Origin of the sequence: Streptomyces sp. NPDC087263 (assembly GCF_044744645.1) — a bacterium.
Classification (GTDB): Bacteria; Actinomycetota; Actinomycetes; order Streptomycetales; family Streptomycetaceae; genus Streptomyces.
This window is the reverse complement of record NZ_JBIUYT010000001.1, coordinates 750,002-769,113: the sequence shown is the minus strand read 5'-3', so window position 1 is coordinate 769,113 and position 19,112 is coordinate 750,002. Positions and strand designations below refer to the sequence as shown.

19 protein-coding genes are annotated in these 19,112 nt (G+C 70.7%); 8 read left to right on the top strand and 11 right to left on the bottom strand.

The features are described from left to right. Positions 1–10 precede the first annotated feature (10 nt). The 6 genes from ACIPC1_RS03430 to nirB form a co-directional block, all read right to left on the bottom strand. Positions 11–964 carry an SMP-30/gluconolactonase/LRE family protein gene (locus tag ACIPC1_RS03430; RefSeq protein ID WP_402512841.1) on the bottom strand — a complete coding sequence of 318 codons (954 nt, stop codon included), beginning with the start codon at positions 962–964 and terminating at the stop codon, positions 11–13. 125 nt (positions 965–1,089) lie between these two features. Further along, complete coding sequence (locus ACIPC1_RS03425; RefSeq protein ID WP_402512840.1) at positions 1,090–2,250, bottom strand: alkaline phosphatase PhoX; 1,161 nt, start codon at positions 2,248–2,250, stop codon at positions 1,090–1,092. A 234-nt stretch (positions 2,251–2,484) separates the two neighbouring features. After that, positions 2,485–3,249 carry an SDR family NAD(P)-dependent oxidoreductase gene (locus tag ACIPC1_RS03420; protein ID WP_402512838.1) on the bottom strand — a complete coding sequence of 255 codons (765 nt, stop codon included), beginning with the start codon at positions 3,247–3,249 and terminating at the stop codon, positions 2,485–2,487. A gap of 110 nt (positions 3,250–3,359) precedes the next feature. Continuing rightward, entirely contained in the window at positions 3,360–3,941 is a 582-nt protein-coding gene (locus ACIPC1_RS03415; protein WP_402512836.1) for a TetR/AcrR family transcriptional regulator, read from the bottom strand. A gap of 143 nt (positions 3,942–4,084) precedes the next feature. Beyond that, positions 4,085–4,435 (bottom strand): nitrite reductase small subunit NirD, encoded by a 351-nt coding sequence (gene nirD / locus ACIPC1_RS03410; protein WP_402512834.1) that lies wholly within the window; start codon positions 4,433–4,435, stop codon positions 4,085–4,087. Continuing rightward, positions 4,432–6,975, bottom strand: coding sequence for a nitrite reductase large subunit NirB (nirB, locus tag ACIPC1_RS03405; protein ID WP_402513392.1), 2,544 nt, complete (start codon positions 6,973–6,975; stop codon positions 4,432–4,434). The genes nirD and nirB overlap by 4 nt, the downstream gene beginning before the upstream one ends. Positions 6,976–7,508: 533 nt before the next feature. Here nirB and ACIPC1_RS03400 point away from each other — a divergent pair. Further along, positions 7,509–8,291 carry a sulfite exporter TauE/SafE family protein gene (locus tag ACIPC1_RS03400; RefSeq protein ID WP_402512833.1) on the top strand — a complete coding sequence of 261 codons (783 nt, stop codon included), beginning with the start codon at positions 7,509–7,511 and terminating at the stop codon, positions 8,289–8,291. Between the two features lie 12 nt (positions 8,292–8,303). Here ACIPC1_RS03400 and ACIPC1_RS03395 read toward each other — a convergent pair whose 3' ends face one another. Both ACIPC1_RS03395 and ACIPC1_RS03390 read right to left on the bottom strand, forming a co-directional pair. Next, complete coding sequence (locus ACIPC1_RS03395) at positions 8,304–8,930, bottom strand: class F sortase (protein WP_402512832.1); 627 nt, start codon at positions 8,928–8,930, stop codon at positions 8,304–8,306. A gap of 150 nt (positions 8,931–9,080) precedes the next feature. After that, complete coding sequence (locus tag ACIPC1_RS03390) at positions 9,081–9,599, bottom strand: hypothetical protein (protein ID WP_402512831.1); 519 nt, start codon at positions 9,597–9,599, stop codon at positions 9,081–9,083. Between the two features lie 619 nt (positions 9,600–10,218). Between ACIPC1_RS03390 and ACIPC1_RS03385 the strand changes: the two genes are divergently transcribed. The 3 genes from ACIPC1_RS03385 (at position 10,219) to ACIPC1_RS03375 (ending at position 13,268) form a co-directional block, all read left to right on the top strand. Further along, a complete protein-coding gene (locus ACIPC1_RS03385; RefSeq protein ID WP_402512830.1) occupies positions 10,219–11,424 on the top strand; it encodes an argininosuccinate synthase-related protein in 1,206 nt (401 codons plus the stop codon). A 76-nt stretch (positions 11,425–11,500) separates the two neighbouring features. Continuing rightward, complete coding sequence (locus tag ACIPC1_RS03380; protein WP_402512829.1) at positions 11,501–12,229, top strand: 2OG-Fe dioxygenase family protein; 729 nt, start codon at positions 11,501–11,503, stop codon at positions 12,227–12,229. 37 nt (positions 12,230–12,266) lie between these two features. Beyond that, positions 12,267–13,268, top strand: a complete 1,002-nt coding sequence (locus tag ACIPC1_RS03375) for a DMT family transporter (protein ID WP_402512827.1) — start codon at positions 12,267–12,269, stop codon at positions 13,266–13,268. Here ACIPC1_RS03375 and ACIPC1_RS03370 read toward each other — a convergent pair. Continuing rightward, positions 13,203–14,201 carry a LuxR C-terminal-related transcriptional regulator gene (locus tag ACIPC1_RS03370; RefSeq protein WP_402512825.1) on the bottom strand — a complete coding sequence of 333 codons (999 nt, stop codon included), beginning with the start codon at positions 14,199–14,201 and terminating at the stop codon, positions 13,203–13,205. The two genes, ACIPC1_RS03375 and ACIPC1_RS03370, sit on opposite strands and share 66 nt — an antisense overlap. 227 nt (positions 14,202–14,428) lie before the next feature. Between ACIPC1_RS03370 and ACIPC1_RS03365 the strand changes: the two genes are divergently transcribed. The 4 genes from ACIPC1_RS03365 to ACIPC1_RS03350 all read left to right on the top strand — a co-directional run bounded on the left by ACIPC1_RS03365 (position 14,429) and on the right by ACIPC1_RS03350 (position 17,141). Continuing rightward, positions 14,429–14,608 (top strand): hypothetical protein, encoded by a 180-nt coding sequence (locus ACIPC1_RS03365; RefSeq protein ID WP_402512824.1) that lies wholly within the window; start codon positions 14,429–14,431, stop codon positions 14,606–14,608. Positions 14,609–14,612: 4 nt separating this feature from the next. Continuing rightward, the gene (locus ACIPC1_RS03360) at positions 14,613–15,428 is read left to right on the top strand and encodes a hypothetical protein (RefSeq protein WP_402512822.1); all 816 of its coding nucleotides are present in this window, start codon (positions 14,613–14,615) and stop codon (positions 15,426–15,428) included. 323 nt (positions 15,429–15,751) lie between these two features. Further along, positions 15,752–16,456, top strand: coding sequence for a hypothetical protein (locus tag ACIPC1_RS03355; RefSeq protein WP_402513390.1), 705 nt, complete (start codon positions 15,752–15,754; stop codon positions 16,454–16,456). Positions 16,457–16,472: 16 nt separating this feature from the next. Continuing rightward, positions 16,473–17,141: a formylglycine-generating enzyme family protein gene (locus ACIPC1_RS03350; RefSeq protein ID WP_402512821.1), complete on the top strand. Its 669-nt coding sequence runs from the start codon at positions 16,473–16,475 to the stop codon at positions 17,139–17,141. An 81-nt stretch (positions 17,142–17,222) separates the two neighbouring features. On the opposite strand, the gene ACIPC1_RS03345 is transcribed toward ACIPC1_RS03350, so the two are convergent. Further along, positions 17,223–17,837, bottom strand: coding sequence for a DinB family protein (locus ACIPC1_RS03345; protein WP_402512819.1), 615 nt, complete (start codon positions 17,835–17,837; stop codon positions 17,223–17,225). 39 nt (positions 17,838–17,876) lie between these two features. Next, the gene (locus tag ACIPC1_RS03340) at positions 17,877–19,112 is read right to left on the bottom strand and encodes an MFS transporter (protein ID WP_402512817.1); all 1,236 of its coding nucleotides are present in this window, start codon (positions 19,110–19,112) and stop codon (positions 17,877–17,879) included.

The following is a 19,112-nucleotide window of genomic DNA, read 5'->3' as shown; positions in this document are numbered from 1 at the left end:
CCGCGGTGGGTCAGAGGGCGACCGCGACCGCGTTGAACGGTGTGTCCGGCGTGGTGGGAAGGCCCAGTTGGGCGTTGGTGACGTAGAGGAGGCCGCCGAAGGTGGCGGCGGTGGTGGGGATGTTGAAGCGCGGGTCGGTGATCGTGCGGGTCAGGGTGGCGGTGGTGGCCTTGGCGTCGAGGGTGAGGACGCTGACCTGGTTGAGGCGGTTCTGTACGACGTACAGCGTGTGGTTGATCCGCAGGAGGCCGTCGCCGTTGGTGAGGGCGGTGGTGCCGCTCAGCGTGATCTCGGTGGCTGTGCCGGTCGCGAGCGGCACGTTGTAGAGCTTGCCGCCGTTGACGACGATCAGGGCCTTGCCGTCGGGGGTGTCGACGATGCCGTTGGCGCTGATACCCGTGGCCGACTGGACCCAGGCGCCGCCGATCGGCAGCTCACGGACGGCTCCCGTGCCGCCGCGCGGCACGCCGTAGAGGACGGCGCCGTAGGAGTCGGTGAACCAGGCATGGTCGCCGAGCAGGGCGACGTCGTTGATGAAGTGGCCCGTCGGATCGGTCAGTTGGTAGGTGGTCAGCAGGCGGCCCGTGCGGGAGTCGACGACTCTCGCGGCGCCCCCGGCGGATCCCGACGAGAGGTACAGCAGGCCGTCGTGGTCGTCCAGCTTCAGCCCGTTGGTGATCGTGCCGGTCGCGCCCGCGTAGAGGACGGCGCCCTCGCCGGTGCGCAGGTCGGCACGGTACACGGCGCCGTTCGCGCGGGAGCCGAAGTAGGCGTACGGCTGGGCGCCGATGGCGATTCCCTCGGGGAGGAAGCCGTTCGGGAGCGGGATCTCGGTGGGCGAGGAGGACGTCCGGGGCGCGGACGAGGCGTTCGCCGTTCCGGCGCCGGCCGCGAGCGCGAGGGTGGTGAGAGCGGCACCGCCGAGGAACGAGCGGCGGGTGGGGGCGGGTTGGTTCCGAGGCATGGCGCGAGGACTCCGGGGAGAGTGGGGGTGGGACATGGCGAGCACAGGAAAGCAGTGCACTCTGTGAGCCTCATGAAGTCCGGTCGAGGTCGCCATATGTCCCACCCACACCTCTCTCGGGGTGGTTACGACCGGAACGGCCCCGTCACCTCGTACGTGATCCCGCCCGAGGAACTGCCGCTGGTGCCGCGCTGGCTGGAGAAGTACAGCCGCCTGCCGTCGGGTGAGAAGGCCGGGCCCGTGATCTCCGAGAGCGACTGGCCGCCGACGCGCAGGAACGGGGCGATCACGTCGTTGGGCGTGATCACGCAGATCTCCATGTTGCCGCCGTCCTCCGCGACGAAGAGGTCACCGGAGGCGGTGCCGGTGATGTTGTCGACGCCGGTCAGCGGGGCCGTGCCGGACGTCACGAGGGAGTCGTCGTATGCCAACTCGTACGTGCTGCTTGCCAGGTTGAGCTGCCAGACGCGGTTGTCGCCCTTGGTGGTGAACCAGACCGTGTTGTCGGCGTAGTGGCAGCCCTCGCCGCCGTTGAACTTCTTGGCCGCGGAGACCTGGGTGCGGGTGGTCGTCGGGGAGCCGTCCGGGTCGGGGATGTTCGTCCAGGTGAAGGAGCCGGAGGTGGCCGTGCCCGCGACGAGCACCTGGAGGGTGCCGGAGGACAGGTTGCCCCAGGTCGTCGGGACGAAGCGGTAGAGGCAGCCGTTCGTCTCGTCCTCGGTCAGGTAGATCACCTGGCGCACCGGGTCGGCCGCGGCGGCCTCGTGCTTGAAGCGGCCGAGCGCCGTCCGCTGCACCGCCGCGTTCACGCCCCACGGGTCGGTCTCGTAGACAGTGCCGAGGGACACCTCCTCGCAGGACAGCCAGGTGTTCCACGGGGTCTTGCCACCCGCGCAGTTCTGCTGGGTGTTGGCGAGGATGCGGTACGCCGCGGTGATCGCGCCGGTGGCCGAGAACTTCACCGCGCTCACCCCGCCCGACGGGTTGATCTCCGAGTTGGAGACGTAGATCCAGCCCGTGCCGTCGGCGTAACAGGCGCCGCCGTCCGGGGCGCTGTGCCAGGTGTACGAGGTGCCGGGCACTGTCTGCCCGGAACGGGCGATCACCCGGCTGGTGAATCCGGCCGGCAGTTGGATGCCGTTGGCATCGGCCGCGCCGAGCGCTCCGTAGGGGCCGGTGCCGGGCTGGGCAGGTGCGGCGTAGGCGGCGCCGCGCCACAGGGTTCCGCCCAGGACGGCGGACGAACCACCGAGGACGGCTGCACGCAGAAGGGTACGACGTTCCACTCTCGCTCCAGAGGGCCGTGACCGCCCCGCCGCCGGTCGATGGCGGGGTCGTGCGCTGTTGGACCCTAGAGGCAAAGAGTTGATGTGTCATGGACAATTCATGACCGGCGGGGGGCGCTTGGCGGATGGCGGTTCCGCCGACGGGTGGTCGGCAGTACCGGCCCCGCGGTCGGCTTCGTCGTTCTGCGGTGGTGAGGTGTGGGTCCGCTCAGAGCGACCCACACCTGGGTCCACTCAGAGCGACCCGCCGCTGTCGACCACCAGGTCGGTGCCGACGACCGACGCCGCGTCGTCGGACGCCAAGTACAGGACGGCGGCGGCGACTTCCCCGGTGGCGGAGATCCGGCCGAGTGGGAGCGTCGCCTTCGCGCGCTCGGTGCGTCCGGCCACCGTCTCGCCGGGGCCCAGCGACATCGGGGTGTCGGTGGCACCGGGGCTGACCACGTTGATGCGGACGCCGTCGCGAATGTGGTCCAGGGCCGCACCGCGGCTGAGTGCGGTCACGGCGGCCTTGGACGTGGAGTAGGCGGTGGCCCCGGCGACGGTCTTGTGCAGGCCGAAGGTGGAGGAGAGGTTCACGATCGCGCCGCCGGACGACTGGGTTCGCATCCGGCGGATCTGGGCCTGGAGTGCCAGGAAGACGCCGCTGACGTTGATGTCCAACTGGGTGCGCCAGTCGGCCTCCGGGAGGTCGGCCAGCGGCTGCCCGCCCCGGAAGATGCCCGCGTTGTTGACCGCCACGTCGAGTGAGCCGAAGTGGTCCACCGTGGCGGCGACCAGCGCGTCGGCGTCGGCGGCGCGTGAGACGTCGGCGGTCACCGCGAGCGCCTTGCCACCCAGTCCCTCGATCAGAGCGACCGTCTCGTCCAGTGGATCCCGTCGCCGCCCTGCGACGACGACTTGGGCACCCTCGGCGGCGAACGCGAGGGCGATGGCGCGTCCGATGCCGGACCCGGCGCCGGTGACGAGGGCGGTCCTGCCGGAGAAGCGAGTAGACACAGGTCCTCTTTTCTTGACCGATCGGTTCAGTATGGGGAGGTGAGGGAGGGGCGACGGAGTGCGGAATCGCAGCCCTTCGGGAATGCGGGTCGTCGAGCCGGGAAAGTGGGTCAGTCGAGCAGTGCCAAGGCCTGCTCCGCGGCGTCCCGGACGCGTGCCGGGTCCGACGACGCCTTGCCGACGACCCGTAGTCCCTGCATCACGACCAGCAGCATGCGGGCGAGCATGCGCGGATCACGGTCCTCGCGGAGCTCGCCCTGCGCCTGTGCGCGGGTCAGCGACGAGTGCAGCAGGGTCTCGACGTAGTCCCAGCGCTGTTCGACGCGGCGGGCCGCCGCCGGGTCGTGCGGTGCCAGCTCGGTGGCCGTGTTGGTGACGAAACAGCCGCTCAGTCGCCGCTCTTCGGCCGCCTCGTCCGCGAACCTTCGGATGACGGACCGTACGGCGGGCAGGGCGGGCCCCGGACTGGACAGCTCCCGCAGCAGGAGCGTGTCGCGGCCCTCGCAGTACCGGTCGAACGCCTTCAGGTACAGCTCGTGCTTGTTCCCGAACGTCGCGTAGAGACTGGCCCGCCCGACCCCGAGGTGCTCGACGAGGTCCGTCATCGACGTCGCCTCGTAGCCGCGCCGCCAGAACAGCTCCAGGGCTGACTGTAGCGCGGCGTCCGGATCGAACTCCTTGGTTCTGGCCACCTGAAGACCGTAGGTCAATCAAGAACGGTCGGTCAAGAAAGTTCGGGCATGGACGTCAAGAAAACCCGGGCGGTGCGTACGCCAAGAAAGTCTCGGGCCGCACATACGTCCAGAAGTCCCAGGTCGTGCGCACGTCAGGAAACTCAGGCCGCGCGCACCTCGTACACCGCCACCGACACCTCCGGATCGTCCAGGCACCGCCCCGACGCCAGGTCGAACCGCTGCTTCAGGAGCGGCGAGGCGACGAAGGTCCGGCCCTGGTGGGTGCCGGTGAGGCCGCGGGAGAGGACGGCCGCGCCGGTGAACGGGTCGCGGTTGTCGATGGCGTACGTGCGGCCCGCGCGGTCGCGGAACACCGCCACCTGGCAGCCGTCGGGCAGAAGCGCGGCGACTCCACGGCCCGGGGTCAGCAGGGTCAGGTCGCAGACCGTGAACCAGCCGCTCTCCAGGAGGAGTTGGACCTTGAGGGCCGTCGTCTCGGGGGCCGGGGTCATCGCTGGGCGCTTCCTTCCAGAGGGCGCGTGCCGATGGTCAGCAGCGGCAGGTCGGGCTTGATCTGGTCGCGCTCGGGGACGAAACCGACGACCGGGTCGGGGGAGTCCGGGGCGTTCACGAAGGACACGAACCGGGCCAGTTTCTCCGGGTCGTTGACGGTCTCGGCCCACTCGTCGCGGTAGCCCGCCACATGCGCGGCCATCAGCGACTCCAGCTCCTCGCAGATGCCCAGCGAGTCGTCCACCACCACCTCGCGCACGTGCTCCAGGCCGCCCGGGATCCGCTCCAGCCAGGTGGAGGTGCGCTCCAGCCGGTCGGCGGTGCGGATGTAGAACATCAGGAACCGGTCGATGAGGCGGATGAGTTCGGCGTCGGACAGGTCCTGCGCGAGGAGGTCCGCGTGGCGCGGGGTGGCGCCGCCGTTGCCGCCGACGTACAGGTTCCAGCCGCCGGCGGTGGCGATGATGCCGAAGTCCTTGGACTGGGCCTCGGCGCACTCGCGGGCGCACCCGGAGACGGCCGACTTGAGCTTGTGCGGGGAACGCAGCCCCCGGTAGCGCAACTCCAGGTCGATGGCCATGCGGACGGAGTCCTGGACGCCATAGCGGCACCACGTCCGGCCCACACAGGACTTCACCGTGCGCAGCGACTTCCCGTACGCGTGCCCGGACTCGAAGCCCGCGTCCACCAACCGGGCCCAGATCAACGGGAGTTGCTCCACCCGCGCGCCGAACATGTCGATGCGCTGACCGCCGGTGATCTTGGTGTAGAGGCCGAAGTCCCGTGCCACCTCGCCGATCACGATCAGTTTCTCCGGGGTGATCTCGCCGCCGGGGATGCGCGGCACGATCGAATAGGAGCCGTTCTTCTGGAGGTTGGCGAGGAAGTGGTCGTTGGTGTCCTGGAGCGCGGCCTGTTCGCCCGCCAGGACATAACTGTCCGCCCCGATCGTGGGGGCGAGGGAGGCGATGATGGAGGCGACGGTGGGCTTGCAGATCTCGCAGCCGTCGCCGCCCCGGGCGCCCTCGCGGCCGTAGCGGTCGAGCAGGACCTGGTGCGAGGTGATCCGGAGCGAGAGGACGATCTCGTACAACTGCTCGCGCGTCTGCCCGAAGCAGCCGCACAGACCGTGGTCGATCTCGACGCCGCTCGCCGCCAGCTCGTCATTGACGAGCTGCCCGAGGACCTTCACGCAACTCCCGCAGCCCGTACCGGCCTTGGTGCACTTCTTGACCTCGGGCACGGTCGCGCAGGAGTGCTCGGTGACCGCACCGCGGATCGTGCCCTTGCTGATGTTGTGGCAGGAGCAGATGACCGCGGAGTCGGGAAGCGCGGAGGGGCCGAGGGCGACCGGGGCGCCCGCGCCCGCCGGGAGGACCAACTGCTCGGGGGAGACCGGCGGGACGGAACCCGTGAAGGCGCGCAGCGTGCCGTACGCGTCGGCGTCGCCGACCAGGATCCCGCCGAGAAGCTCGCCGCCGCGGCCGATGACCAGCTTCTTGTACGTGCCGGAGCGTGCGTCGGAGTACACGACGTCGAGGCAGTCAGCGGTGGCGCCGTGCGCGTCGCCGAAGGACGCGACGTCGACGCCGAGGAGCTTGAGCTTGGTGGAGAGGTCGGCGCCGGTGAAGCTCGACTCGTCCGCGGCGATGGTGGCCGCGGCCGTCGCGGCCATCTCGTAGCCCGGCGCGACCAGCCCGTACACCCGGCCGTCCGACGCCAGCGCGCACTCGCCGATCGCGAACACCCGCGGGTCCGAGGTGCGGCACTGCTCGTCGACCGCGATGCCGCCGCGCGCACCGACCGTGAGCCCGGTGTCGCGGGCCAATTGGTCGCGCGGGCGCACACCGGCCGAGAACACCACCAGATCCGCGGCGAGTTGGGAACCGTCGGACAGCTTCATGCCGGTGACCGCGCCGTCGTCGCCGACGACGATCTCCTGCGTACCGGTGCCCGTGTGCACGGTCAGGCCCATGTCCTCGATGGTGCGCAGCAGCGCCGCGCCGCCGCCGTCGTCGACCTGCACCGGCATCAGGCGCGGCGCGAACTCCACGATGTGCGTGGCCAGTCCGAGCCCCTTCAGCGCACCGGCGGCCTCGAGGCCAAGCAGCCCGCCGCCCACGACGGCGCCCGTGGTGGCGCGCGCCTTCGCGTACTCCTCGATGGCGAGCAGGTCCTCGATCGTGCGGTAGACGAAGCAGCCCTCGGCGTCCTTGCCCGGGACGGGCGGGACGAAGGGGTAGGAGCCGGTGGCGAGGACGAGGGTGTCGTACGCAACCACCCGGCCGGAGCGGGCCGTTACCGTCCGCGTCGCCCGGTCGATCGTCTCGGCCGGGTCGCCGAGGTGCAGCTCGATCCCGTGCTCGGTGAGGAACTCGCGGTCCGTGAGCGAGAGTTCGTCCGGAGTCCGGCCCGAGAAGTACGAGGTGAGCTGGACCCGGTCGTACGCCGGGCGGGGCTCCTCGCACAGCACGACCACACGGTGCGTGGCCGTCACACCGCGCTCGGCCAACGCTTCGAGGAAACGCTGACCGACCATGCCGTGACCGACTAGCACGATGGTGTGCGCGGGCGTGGAGGCGGGCGCGGGGCCGTTTCCGTCGGTCGCGACGGCGGACGCGGGCCCGTTCCCGTCGGTCGCGAGGGCGTGTCCGGAGGTGGACCCGTTCCCGTCGATCGCCTTCGCCGCCTTCGCCGCCTTCGTCGTGTCCGTGTGCATCAGGAGCCTCCGTCGTCGGTGCCGAGCTCGACCGGCCGCCGAGCGAGCCGTACGCCCGCGGGTCCGGCGCCGATCACCACCACACGCGTATTCGAGGTCATGACCGCAGCGTGCGGGGCCGGTGTTACCCGGCCGCATCCCGGCTGTTTCCCGGGGGGAACGCTGCGCTCAGCGAGGGCCGGACCCGGTTGTGAGGACTCGGGGGCCCGCGGGCCGAGGCTGAGGAGACCCCGTGCTTCCCGGTGTCGAAGCTCCGAGGTCCCTCATGCCTCCCGGGTGCCGAAGCTCAGAAGTCCCTCAAGCTTGCCGAGACCCATGGACGGCACATCTATCCCGTCCATAGGGTCGCGATCATGCCCGACATATCGCTGACCACGGTCGTTGCCCTCTGCCTCGCCTCGCTCGCGGCCGGCTGGATCGACGCGGTGGTGGGCGGCGGCGGGCTGCTGCTGCTCCCGGCGATGCTGCTCGGGCTGCCGGGCGGCACCTCGGCCGCGTACGCGCTGGGGACGAACAAGGCGGTCGCGATCGTCGGGACGACGGGCGCGGCGGTGACGTACGCGCGCAAGGCGCCCGTGGACGTGGGCACGGCCGTACGGATCGGGCTCGCGGCGCTGGCGGGTTCGACGGCGGGGGCTTTCGTCGCGGCGGGCATGAGCACCGACGTACTGAAGCCCGTCGTCATGGTCGTCCTGGTCGGCGTCGGTGCCTTCGTCATCTTCAGGCCCACCTTCGGTAGGGCGCCCTCGACCGCCCCGGTCCCGCCGCGCCGCGTCGTCGCCGCGATCGGACTCGCGGGCCTGGGCATCGGCTTCTACGACGGGCTCATCGGCCCCGGCACGGGTACTTTCCTCGTGCTCGCCCTCACCGCGCTCCTCCACCTCGACCTGGTGACCGCCTCGGCCACCGCCAAGATCGTCAACTGCTGTACCAACGCGGGCGCCCTCGCGACCTTCGCCTGGAAGGGCACGGTGTTCTGGCAACTGGCCGCGCTGATGGCCGTCTTCAACCTGGTGGGCGGGATGGTCGGGGCGCACACCGCGCTCAAGAAGGGAAGCGGGTTCGTACGGGTCGTGCTGCTGACGGTGGTGTTCGCACTGGTGGCCAACATGGCGTACGAGCAGTGGATCGCGTGAGCGTGAGTCGGCTCAGCGGCTGCCGGTCAGATGGGCGAAGACGACCACGTTCCCCTGGTATCCCGTCGACTTCGCATACCCGCCGCCGCAGGTGATGACGCGGAGCTCGGGGCGGTGTGCGGCGCCGTAGACCTTCTCGTCGGGGAAGTCGTCGGCGTCGTACACCTCGACGGCGTCGACGGTGAAGACGGCCGTACGGCTGTCGCGGCGCTCCACGTCGATGCGGCTGCCCTTCTTGAGGGCGCCGAGGTCGTAGAAGACGGCGGGACCCTCGGCGTTGTCGACATGTCCGGCGACGATGGCGGTGCCCGTCTCGCCGGGGGTGGTGCCCGCCTCGTACCAGCCGGCGAGGTTCTTCTTCGCGGCGGGCGGGACGTCCAGGCTGCCCTGCGGGGTGAGGCCGAGGCCCATCAGGGGGGCGTTCACGTGGATCGAGGGGATGCGGATGCGGTCGGGCGGGGAGTGGGGCAGCGCGCGCGCCGCCGGTGATCTCCCGGCCGGCTCCTTGGCACCCGCCTGCGCGGCCGACGGCTGGGGCGGCGCGTGCGTCTCGGCGCCGCTGCGCAGCAGCCAGGCGCCGGAGCAGAGGGCGACCGCGGTGACGGAGGCTATCGCGATGTTGCTGACCCGGCGGCGCACGTGAGCTCCTCTCTCGGGGGCCCGGCCTCTCCAGGGGCCGGGGGTCCGGGGTTGGGATTGGTCCCCCTCCCCTCCGGGCCGCGAGGGGTGTCGGGCCACGGAGGGGGAGGGAGACTGCGGTACCGGTCGACGGACAGCGGAGGGTGTCCGTCAGATCCCGTCGCCTCTCGCCCGGCGATGCAGGAGCCAGGTACCGCCCGCGGCGGCGACGGCCAGGGCCGCCACTCCCGCCGAGGTCTGCACGGGGTCGGGGCCGAGTGCGCCGCCGACCCCCGTCTTCACATGTCCGCGCGGATTGATCTGTTGGCGCGTGGACGTCAGGGTCACCATCAGGTCGCCGGTGACCTGCCGGCCGCCGGGGCACTTCGCGACGATCTCGTACGTCCCCGGCTGCGCGCTCGGCGGCACCCGGAACTGCCCGATCGCGTCCTGCTCGTGCGCGCTGGGCGCCAGCGAGAACAAGCCCGCGCCCACCGCGCTGGCGTCGCCCGCCGCCGTGCCGTCCGCGCCGCACGCCGCCGTGTTCACCGTGACGTCACCGCCGGGGACGACGGTGGACGGATAGATCTCCAGGCTGCCCGAGTCCCCGCCGTACGCGGGCGCGGCGGCGAGGCCCGCGGCGGCGACGGCGAGTGCGGTACCGGTCACCAGACGGACTGTGCGTCGCATCGTTGCTTGCTCCTCCGAGGGGGCGCGGCCGGCGACACCCCCAAGTGCCGCTGCGTCGGTCGTGCCCCTGCCCTTACGAGGTAAGTGGCACATGGCCGGACGCGCTTCCTGATGAAGCGTCAGAAATGATGTGAACGGGTGTCAGGCGCGTGGCCCGGATGGGTGGGATCGATGACATTCAGGCAGGTCACCGGGGTATGGGTGGGGCGCTGCGGAAAAGAACCCGAAGAAGGCGGGGCGGGGGTGTGAACGGGTGACTGGAGGGAGTGGGGGCGTCGGCCGTGAGGTGGCGCCTTTGCCGGCCGGCCCGCCCGTGCCGCTCGTTGTGTCCACGTGACCTCGATGGAAGTCGAGGTACGTGGCTGGCTGCCATGAAGACAGCCACAGTCGAGTCCATCGCTACCGGCCCCGGCCCTGGCCCCGGCCCGACCCGAGATTGCCCATGCCCTCTGCCCCGCCGCAGTCCGCCGCTCGGCCCCGTCCTGATGGCCCGACCTGGGTGCTCAGCGGGGCTTCCGGGCCCGGCCATGGCCGGGCCCGGAAGCCCGGAAGCCATTGTCGAGGGCCGTCGTGCACGGAAGTCTCGACGTCTGTGACCAGTACAGAGGTTGGAAAAGCCATGCGGCCCCCGCTCATACGTTCCTTTTCTCAGCTCGAAGAGCTCGACCCTGACCGTCCGGTCGTGACCCTGTTCAGTGGGGGTTTGGACAGCTCGTATCTCCTGCTGCGGTTGCGCCGGATGGGGGTGCGGGACGTGCACGCGGTGAGCGTGGACATCGGCGAGGACGAGTCCAGCTCGTACAAGCGCCAGGTCGCCGAGGCGCTCGGGGCGACGATCCACATTCTTGATCGCAGGGAGGAGTTCGCCGGGCGGTATGTCGCGCCGGCGATCGCGGCCCAGGCCGTCTATCTCGGCATCCACCCGGTCAGCTCCACGCTGAGCCGCCCGCTGATAGCCCACAGTGCCGTCGAGCTGGCCCGCACTCTCGGCTCCCAGGCCGTGCTGCACACCGCCAACCGCTCGCAGAACACCCTGCGCCGGCTCAACGGGGCGCTGCGGCTGCTCGGTTACGAGGGCGCGTACGGCAGCCCGTACGACCTGGAGCCGGTCACCCGGGACGACAAGCTCGTCGAACTGCGGGCCGCGGGTGTCGACCTGCTCGCCGGGAGGATCGTCAGCGGTGACTCCAATCTGTGGTGCCGCGAGTTCGAGTCGGGCATCCTCGACGACCCCGAACTGCACGAGGTCCCTGAGGAGATGTATGCCTGGAGCCGGCCGACCGCCGCACCCGGCGAGACCGACGACCTCACGGTCACCTTCGAGAACGGGCTGCCCGTCGCCCTCGACGGCGAGCCGCTGACACTGACCGAACTGGTCGGCCGACTCAACAGGCGGGTCGGCGCGTACGGGCTGGGCCGTTACTCCGGACTCGAGCACCTCGACCACGGCGAGAAGGTGCTCGAGATCCGCGAGATGCCCGCTGCCTGGCTCCTGCTCAGCAGCTACCGGCACGTCGAGAGCGCCTGCCTGGACGCCGAACTCATCCGGGAGAAGCGCCACTTGGAGCAGGTGTGGACCCGCGAGGCCCTTGAGGGCCGCTGGTTCGGTGAACTGCGGTTGACCGTCCAGGCGTTCATGGACGTCTGCGCGTCCCGCACCACCGGGTCCGTGACCTGGCGGCTGCGCACCGGCGGCGCCGACACGCGCTCCATCAGGGCGGGACGGCCGCTCTATCTGCGGGATCGGGAGATCTGGGAAGAGCGCGCCATCGACGCGGAGTCGGCACCGTTCGCCCGCGCAGGGGCGCTGCTCGCCGCGGCTTGATCCGTCGACGCAGTCCCGGACCACCGATCGCTCCCGGCGCAGAACGCCGATCCACCGATACGTACGGAGCCTTTCCATGACCACTGCCGTTGTCCACCCTGTCGCCGCCGATGCTGCCGCCGCCCTCGCCGGGCCCGGTGGCCATCTGATGCCCGCGGCCGCGCTCTCCGCCCTGGCCGGCGCCGACAGTGCCGACTGGGCGCGGTTCGCAGCGCACTGGGACGAACTCACCCTCGACAGGTACATGGCCGACGGCGGCACCTACCGCTTCCGCCGGTACGGCCAGTTCGAGCTCGACCCGGCCGCCGGTGAGCTCACGCTCCTGGAGCACGCCCCCTACCTTCAGGAATCTGACATCAACCCGCTCAACGGCGGTGTCGAACGCGCCTTTGATCCGCTGACCGACTCCTTCGTCGGTGACCCGCTGTTGCGCTCAGTACTCGTCGAACTCGGCCGGATCTTCAGCGCCGTCGACGCCACTACGGCGTGGAACGTAAAACTTCACCCGTACCGCATCCACGCCTCCGCCGACCAGAAGGGCCGGCCCGCACCGGAAGGCAGGCACCGCGACGGGGTCACGTTCATCACCTCGCTGATGATCGGCCGTGTCAACGTCACCGGCGGCGAGAGCGGCGTCTACACCGACGAGGGCGAACACCTGCTCACCACTACGCTGTCCGAGGCGGGTGACCTGCTGCTCGGCGACGACCGACGCACACTGCACTCGGTGACCCCGGTGCAGCCGGTGGACCCCGAACGCGCGGCCCACCGCGACGTATTGGTGATCGCCTACACTGCGCGCTGAGCCGCAGCCGTCCCGACAGAGCCCTTGAGGAGTCCCTGTGAGCGTCACCGCGGCCCGCCGTGCCTGGCTGACCGATCTGCCCGTCCTGCTGGTCGCAGTGGTGTGGGGCTCCAGCTATCTCGCTGCCAAGGGCGTCACCACGACGCAGACCGTGCTGGCGGTGCTCGTGTTGCGGTTCGCCGTGGTGCTGCCCGTGCTGGTCGTCGCCGGGTGGCGGAAGCTGCGGGCGCTGAGAGGTGCGCAGCTGGGCGGGGCCGGCGTCCTTGGGCTGATCCTGGCCGGAATCTTCCTGCTTGAGACGTACGGCGTCGTGCACACCTCGGCGACCAACGCCGGGCTCATCATCAGCCTCACAATGATCTTCACGCCGATCGCGGAGAGTCGGATGCGCGGGACGAGGCTGCCGCGGTCCTTCGTTGCCGCGGCGGGGCTCTCGGTGCTCGGCGTGCTGCTCCTGACACAGGGCTCCGGCTTCAGCGATCCGTCGCTCGGGGACTTGTTGATGCTGGGTGCGGCCGTCGCCCGTACCGTCCACGTTCTCGCGATGTCGCGCATGGAGTCGGTGCAGGGCGCGGATGCGCTGTCGATGACCACGGTCCAACTGGGCAGCGCCGTCGTGGTGTTCGCGCTGCTCTCGGCGATACCGGGGACCGGGAGCACGCCGTGGGCGGCCGCGGCGGACTTCGGGACCGGGGACTGGCTGGGGCTGCTCTACCTGTCGGTGTTCTGCACGCTGTTCGCGTTCTTCGTCCAGATGTGGGCGGTACGCAAGACGTCTCCCTCCCGGGTCAGTCTGTTGCTCGGGACGGAGCCGGTGTGGGCTGCGGTGGTCGGCATCTCCCTGGCGGGCGACCGGCCTGGGTGGATCGGCCTCGTGGGCGCGCTGCTGGTGCTCGCGGGGACGGCGTGGGGGCGGACCGCGGCCGTACCGCAGCAGCGGGCGGCGGCCGTGGACGGGACGGAGCCGGCCGGATCAGTCATCGAGCCAGCCCAGACGGGCGGCGCAGACACCGGCCTGGAAACGACTGGACGCGCCTAGCCTTTCGGTCAGCTCGGAGACGAAACGGCGGACCGTGCGTTCGGAGACTCCGAGCTTGCGGCCCATCGCCTCGTCAGTCAGTCCGCCGGCGAGCATCCGTACAAGCTCGCGGTGGCGGCCGGTCGGCCGCCAGTCACCATCGCCGGGTTCGGCTCCGGCAGCCGTGTCGGTCAGTACGCTCGCGCCCGCCCAGTAGTGCTCGAAGATGCCTCTGAACACGTCGACCAGGGTCTCGCTGCGCAACACGACAGCGGCGATCTCCCCGTCAGCGGCCCGCGGAGCCGGCACGATCGCCAGCGAGTGGTCCACCACGATCAGACGCAGCGGAAGCGTGTGTGCCGTGCGCACCTGGGCGCCCGCGCTGCCGAGGCGGCGCAGATAGGCGGCCATATGCGGTACGGCGGCCGCGGAGCCGAGATGGATGGTACGGATGCCTACGCCGCGGCCCAATGCGAGCTGGTCCCGTTCGAAGCCCGCCTCGATCATGCCGGGGGGCAGTGCACGGCCCGGATGCAGCGACAGGACCTCCACCTCGACGCGCTGTGAGGCGTCCTCCAGGGCCGCCGACACATTGGCCGCGCCTGTCACCGCCTCCATCTGCGCGGAGGAGAGCTCACGGGCGTGTACGGGCTGGAAGTCCGCGACGACCTGCGCGAGCGCGGACCGGGTCTGCTGGACGGCGCTGAGCAGCGTGCCCGTCTGCTGCTCCTCCTCAAGGAGCAGATTCCGCAGGGCGGTGTCGGGAGCGAGCGCTGTCCAGCCGTTCCGGGATTCGGGCGACGGTACGAACAAGCCGAGCCGGCCAAGCAGTTGGAGCGCCTCGGCGAACTCCGTACCGCTCCAGCCGCGGTCCTCTGTGAGCAGCTCGGGGCTCCACGAGGCATCGTCGAGGGCAATGCGATAAAGCTCTTGCGCCCTTGCACGTGCGTCCACCCCGTCCGTCCCCCATTCCGTGAGCCGCGCTCCCCGCTGCCAGCACGTAAATGATCTTAGGAATGATCCCGTTCCATGGACGGATCTGTCCGTAATGCGGACCAGGGTGCGTGGCAGGCGTCCTCCCCTGGCCATGTCCGGTCCCGGAACTCCCCTGCCCGTAGCCGCTGATGAGCTCGCCGGAACATGCTGGTCACACAGAACGAACACCTACAGGGGGAATTCTCATGCCTGCGTCCGTCTCTTCCGTCCCGTCCTTTTCCGCGTCCTCGCGTCGTACACGCCTGCTCTGCGGAGTAGTCGCGGTGCTCGCCCCGGTGCTCGTCCTCAGCGGGGTCGCCACGATCGCCGGCGCCGAACCGCAGGCTGTGACCTCGGCCGCCAGCGACTCTCTCATCTGGGGCTGATCCGGTGCTCCGGCCGAGGATCGCCGTCGTCGCCCCGTTGACCGGGCCGCGCACGGTCTGGGGTACGGTCCTCCTCGGCCGGGTCGACCGGGCTCGGTCCGCATGCCCGGACCTTGCCGAGTGGCATGTGTACGACGAGATCCCGGGGGTCGCTGAGGCCGTCGTCGGCGCCGGTTGCACAGCGGTGGTCGGCCACAGCCATGCGGTCGGCGCTCGCAACGCCCTGCCCGTGTACCAAGCTGCCGGACTGCCCTGCTTTCTGCCGTTCGTACGCGCCGGGGCCCCCGCGCTGAGCTGGGCACCCGACGAGGACGCACTGGCCCGCACGATCGTCGAGGGAGCAGTGGCGCTGGGCGCGAAGGCGCTCTCGGTGGCGCATGACGAGGGCCCCGCCTGGGCGGCACTGGCGCACGGGGTGGGGGCGGCGGCTGCGGCGGCGGAACTCGCACTGCGGCCGGGGGGCGTACTGGCCGTGCTGGCGCCGCAGGAACGGTTCGAGCGGTTCGTACGGGGTGGTGCCGGCCCGGTGCTCATCCCGGTGGACTGCGGCCTGGGCTCGTTCGGTGTGCTGGCCGGGATGGCGGACGGCCGCGAGGTGTGGGCCGTACACCCGCAGATGTGCGCGGTACGCCGGGCAAGGACCGCGGTGACTGCCCTCGTCGGCGCCCTCGACGCGGACCCCGCGCTGCGGGGGGAGGCACTGAGGGAGGCGGTACGGGCGTGTTCGGTGGCGCTGCTCGACCCCCGGGGCGGAGTCCTCGGAGACGGCTGGCGACTGTCGCGTCTCGGCAGCGTGTGCCCGGCGCGAGAAGGGGGCTGACCCTGTGGGTCCTGGGGACGATGTACGGCCGATACACGCAGCCGTAGCCAGGGGCTGGCCCCGTCCGACATGCTGTTCCTGCCGTCCGAGGGTTCCGCGAGGGCGGCGTCTCCGCACGCTTCGACATCGCTCCGCGCAGTTCCGAAACCCGGCACGACTACTTCACCTGTCGTGCTCGTCACGGAAGCGCGGTGGCAACCAACGGAAGCGCTCGGTCGCATTGGTTCGGTCGGCGAGGCGCGAGCGCTGCCCGTCCGTGACGTCGAGTGTCCGTCCTACGGCTGGTGTGCCCGGTCGGCGCAGGTCATGATCCGTCCGTGATGATGCCGAAGGGGCTTCTGGTCGAGAGGGCCGCCCGCAACAACGCCGAGTGGTGCGCGGTGATGAGCCGATCGCACGACGTGGCGGGCGAGTTCGGGGCGCAGGTCTGGGCCGCCCCGGCCCGTACGCCCCCGTACCACCCCGACGCGGTGACGCTGGCGCCGGGCGCCGACCCGGCCGCGCTGACCGCCCGCATCGACACCGCCACGCCCGGCGCGTCCGTCAAGGACAGCTTCGCCGACCTCGACCTGACGGGGTCCGGCTTCCAGGTGCTGTTCGAGGCGCAGTGGATCCACCGTCCGGCGGGCGCGCCCGCCGCCGCCCCGCATCTCGCCTGGGACGTGGTGGGTGACCCGGACACACTTGGCGACTGGGCGCTCGCCTGGGACGACGGGGGCGGGAACGCGGACCTCTTCCGCCCCGAACTGCTCGACGACCCGGACACCTTCGTACTCGCCGTAAGGTCCGCCGAAGGCGGATTGACCGCCGGAGCGGTGGCGAGCAGGAGCGACCAAGTGGTCGGGATCTCCAATGTCTTCGCCCTGGACGACGGCCCCGACGCGGCCTGGCCGGCCGTACTGGACGCGGTGCACCGGCTGTTCCCCACCCTGCCGGTGGTCGGCTACGAGCACGGAGAAGACCTGGCGGCAGCCGTCCGCCAGGGCTTCGAACCGGTCGGTCCGCTGCGGATCTGGCTGCGCGGATAGCTAGGATCACCTCCCCATGGACACGAGTGCAGGGCACGAGATGATCGCCATCCCGCCGGGTGAGGTCAGGCTGTCGGACCGGCGCACGCAGCGCGCCTGGTCGGTCGAGCTCGCGCCCTATCGGCTCGGGGCGTTTCCGGTGACGCGGATGCTGTACGCACAGGTGACCGGCCTGCGGCCGAGCGCCGCCGATGAGGACCGCTTCCCCGTCGCGGACATCTCCTGGTGGGACGCCGTCCGGTTCTGCAACGCCCTGTCCCGGCGCGACGGTCTGGCGCCCGCCTACGACCTCGACGCCGAGGACATCGAATGGGACACCTCCGCCGACGGCTACCGACTGCCGACCGAGGCCGAGTGGGAACACGCCTGCCGTGCCGGTACGACCGGACCGCGCTACGGCCCGCTCGACGAGATCGCCTGGTACCGCGCCAACTCCCACGACCGAATCCACCAGGTGGGCGGCAAGCACCCCAACCCATGGGACCTCCACGACATGCTCGGCAACGTCTGGGAGTGGTGCTGGGACACCTACGACCCCGAGGTCTACGGCACCTACCGTGTGCTGCGCGGCGGCGGCTGGTTCGACGAACACTGGAGCTGCCGTTCCTCCGTACGACGACGCAGCCACCCGACCTTCCAGGTCGACGACGTGGGGTTCCGCGTCGCGCGCTCGGTTGCGCGCTGACGCGCGGGGTTCGCCGCCACGCTCAGCCCGCTGCACAGAGTGGGGAGGCACCTCGGCTGCGGTCCCTGTCGTGGCCGGTCGTCACCCGGCAGTTTCCGGGCGGGCGTGGCGAGTTGCTGCTTCCTGAGCCGCACTCTCCAGCCGACGTCGACGCTTCTCCCACGATGCCGCGTCGCCGGGTGCCCTGTTGTCGTTCCCGGTCCGCTGTCCCACGGTCCCGTCGATGAGTTCCCGGACGATGTCGGCGTGCCCGGCGTGCCGGCAGGTCTCGGCGATCATATGGACGAGTGTCCGGTGGAGCGTTATCGGTTTCCCCTCACCCCCGGGCAGGTGGCCGACCACGTCGAGATCCAGCGCCTCGATCGTTGCGTCCGCGTGGGCGCATGCACGGCGGTACTGCCCGACCATCTCTTCCCGGGTCTCGTCGGCGGTCGCCCAGAGGTCCGAGTCCGGCTCGGCATCGCTGCCGGGGACCCAGGGCGGGGGCGGCCCACCGAACGGCCTGCCGTACGTGTCACCGAGGTACACGGCCTCTGCACCGGTCAGGTGCTTGACCAGCCCCAGCAGGTTGGTGCCGGTCGGAGTCATCGGCCGGCGGATGTCGTACTCCGACAGCCCTTCAAGTTTCCCGAGCAGAGCGTCGCGAGCATCCTGAAGAACGACACGAAGGTCTTGCTTGGGGTCTGATCCGATCATGCGGTCAGTCTGCCGCTCGGGCGATCAGGGTTCACCACCTTATTGAGGCACCTTTGTCAGGGCCTCGGACTGAGCCCGCTCGGTGTGCTGTTGACGCTCTGCCCACCGGACGGCGAGTGGTGCCGCCAGGCCGGTGAGGGCGAACAGTGCTCCGACGACGTACCAGCCGGGGCGGCCCCAGGTGATGCAGAGCGAGATGAGCAGGACCGGTCCGAGGGCTTCGGCCAGGCCGGCGCCCAGGCCGAACACGCCGAGGTACTGGCCGGTGGCGCGCTCGGGGGCGAGGGCGAAGGAGACCTCGAAGCCCGCGGCGGAGTGCCACAGTTCGCCGATCGCGTGGACCACCACCGCGGACATCAGCAGCGCGGCGGCAGCCCATGCCGGGATCCCCGCGGACAGGGAGATCAGGGAGCAGGAGGCGAGGAAGGCCACGCCCGACCGGCGGTAGGCGCTTCCGCCGGCCGTGGGGGAGTCGATGCCGCGGCTGGCTCGCACCTGGAACGCGATGATGATCAGGGTGTTGACGAGCATGGTGCCCGAGATGAGCCAGCGCGGCGCGGTGGTGGCCGTGACCAGCCAGAGCGGCAGGGCCACGGTGATCACCTTGAACTGGATGGCCATGACGCCGTCGAGGACGGTGAGTAGGAGGTAGGGGTGGTCCCGCAGGGCGATCCAGCGTGGGCCGCCACCGGTTGCGGGGGCGGGCGTGACCGGGGGCAGGCGGACCAGGACGACCGCCGAGGCCGCGGTGGAGACCGCGATACCGAGGACGAGAAGCTGGTAGGCGCTGTGCGTGCCGACCTGGACCGCCCAGCCCGCCAGCAGCGCGCCGAGGGAGATCCCTACGTTGGTCACGGAACGGAGGTAGGCCCGGAACGCCTGCGGCCGGTCCCCTCCGTAGCGCCTGACGAGCGGACTGCGCGCGGCCACTCCGGCGGCCTGCGCCCCGGTGGCCGCGCACACCGCCAGCACGAACGGCCAGAAACTGTCCGCCAGCACGAAGCAGGCCGTCGCCACCGCCCGGACGACGAGCGTGACCGCGTACACGCCGCGTGCCCCGTACCTGTCCGCGAGGTGCCCCGCGCCGACGCCCAGCGCGAGCGAGACGAAACCGGCGATGCCCAGTCCAAGCCCCACCTGGGCCGCCGGAAGGTGAACCGCCTGGGTGAAGTACAGGACCCCGGCGGTCAGGTAAAGACCGCTGCCGATGGTGTAGACGAAGTTCGAGGCGGCGAGAACACGCTGAGGTCCGGCATCAGGCAGCAAGTTGGGCAT

Bases quoted from the DNA above. Each gene is read 5' to 3' on its own strand.
- ACIPC1_RS03430 (WP_402512841.1), bottom strand. From the start codon at position 964: ATGCCTCGGAACCAACCCGCCCCCACCCGCCGCTCGTTCCTCGGCGGT.
- nirD (WP_402512834.1), bottom strand. From the start codon at position 4,435: ATGACCCCGGCCCCCGAGACGACGGCCCTCAAGGTCCAACTCCTCCTG.
- nirB (WP_402513392.1), bottom strand. From the start codon at position 6,975: ATGGTCGGTCAGCGTTTCCTCGAAGCGTTGGCCGAGCGCGGTGTGACG.
- ACIPC1_RS03400 (WP_402512833.1), top strand. From the start codon at position 7,509: ATGCCCGACATATCGCTGACCACGGTCGTTGCCCTCTGCCTCGCCTCG.
- ACIPC1_RS03390 (WP_402512831.1), bottom strand. From the start codon at position 9,599: ATGCGACGCACAGTCCGTCTGGTGACCGGTACCGCACTCGCCGTCGCC.
- ACIPC1_RS03385 (WP_402512830.1), top strand. From the start codon at position 10,219: ATGCGGCCCCCGCTCATACGTTCCTTTTCTCAGCTCGAAGAGCTCGAC.
- ACIPC1_RS03380 (WP_402512829.1), top strand. From the start codon at position 11,501: ATGACCACTGCCGTTGTCCACCCTGTCGCCGCCGATGCTGCCGCCGCC.
- ACIPC1_RS03365 (WP_402512824.1), top strand. From the start codon at position 14,429: ATGCCTGCGTCCGTCTCTTCCGTCCCGTCCTTTTCCGCGTCCTCGCGT.
- ACIPC1_RS03355 (WP_402513390.1), top strand. From the start codon at position 15,752: ATGCCGAAGGGGCTTCTGGTCGAGAGGGCCGCCCGCAACAACGCCGAG.
- ACIPC1_RS03350 (WP_402512821.1), top strand. From the start codon at position 16,473: ATGGACACGAGTGCAGGGCACGAGATGATCGCCATCCCGCCGGGTGAG.
- ACIPC1_RS03345 (WP_402512819.1), bottom strand. From the start codon at position 17,837: ATGATCGGATCAGACCCCAAGCAAGACCTTCGTGTCGTTCTTCAGGAT.
- ACIPC1_RS03340 (WP_402512817.1), bottom strand. From the start codon at position 19,112: ATGCCCAACTTGCTGCCTGATGCCGGACCTCAGCGTGTTCTCGCCGCC.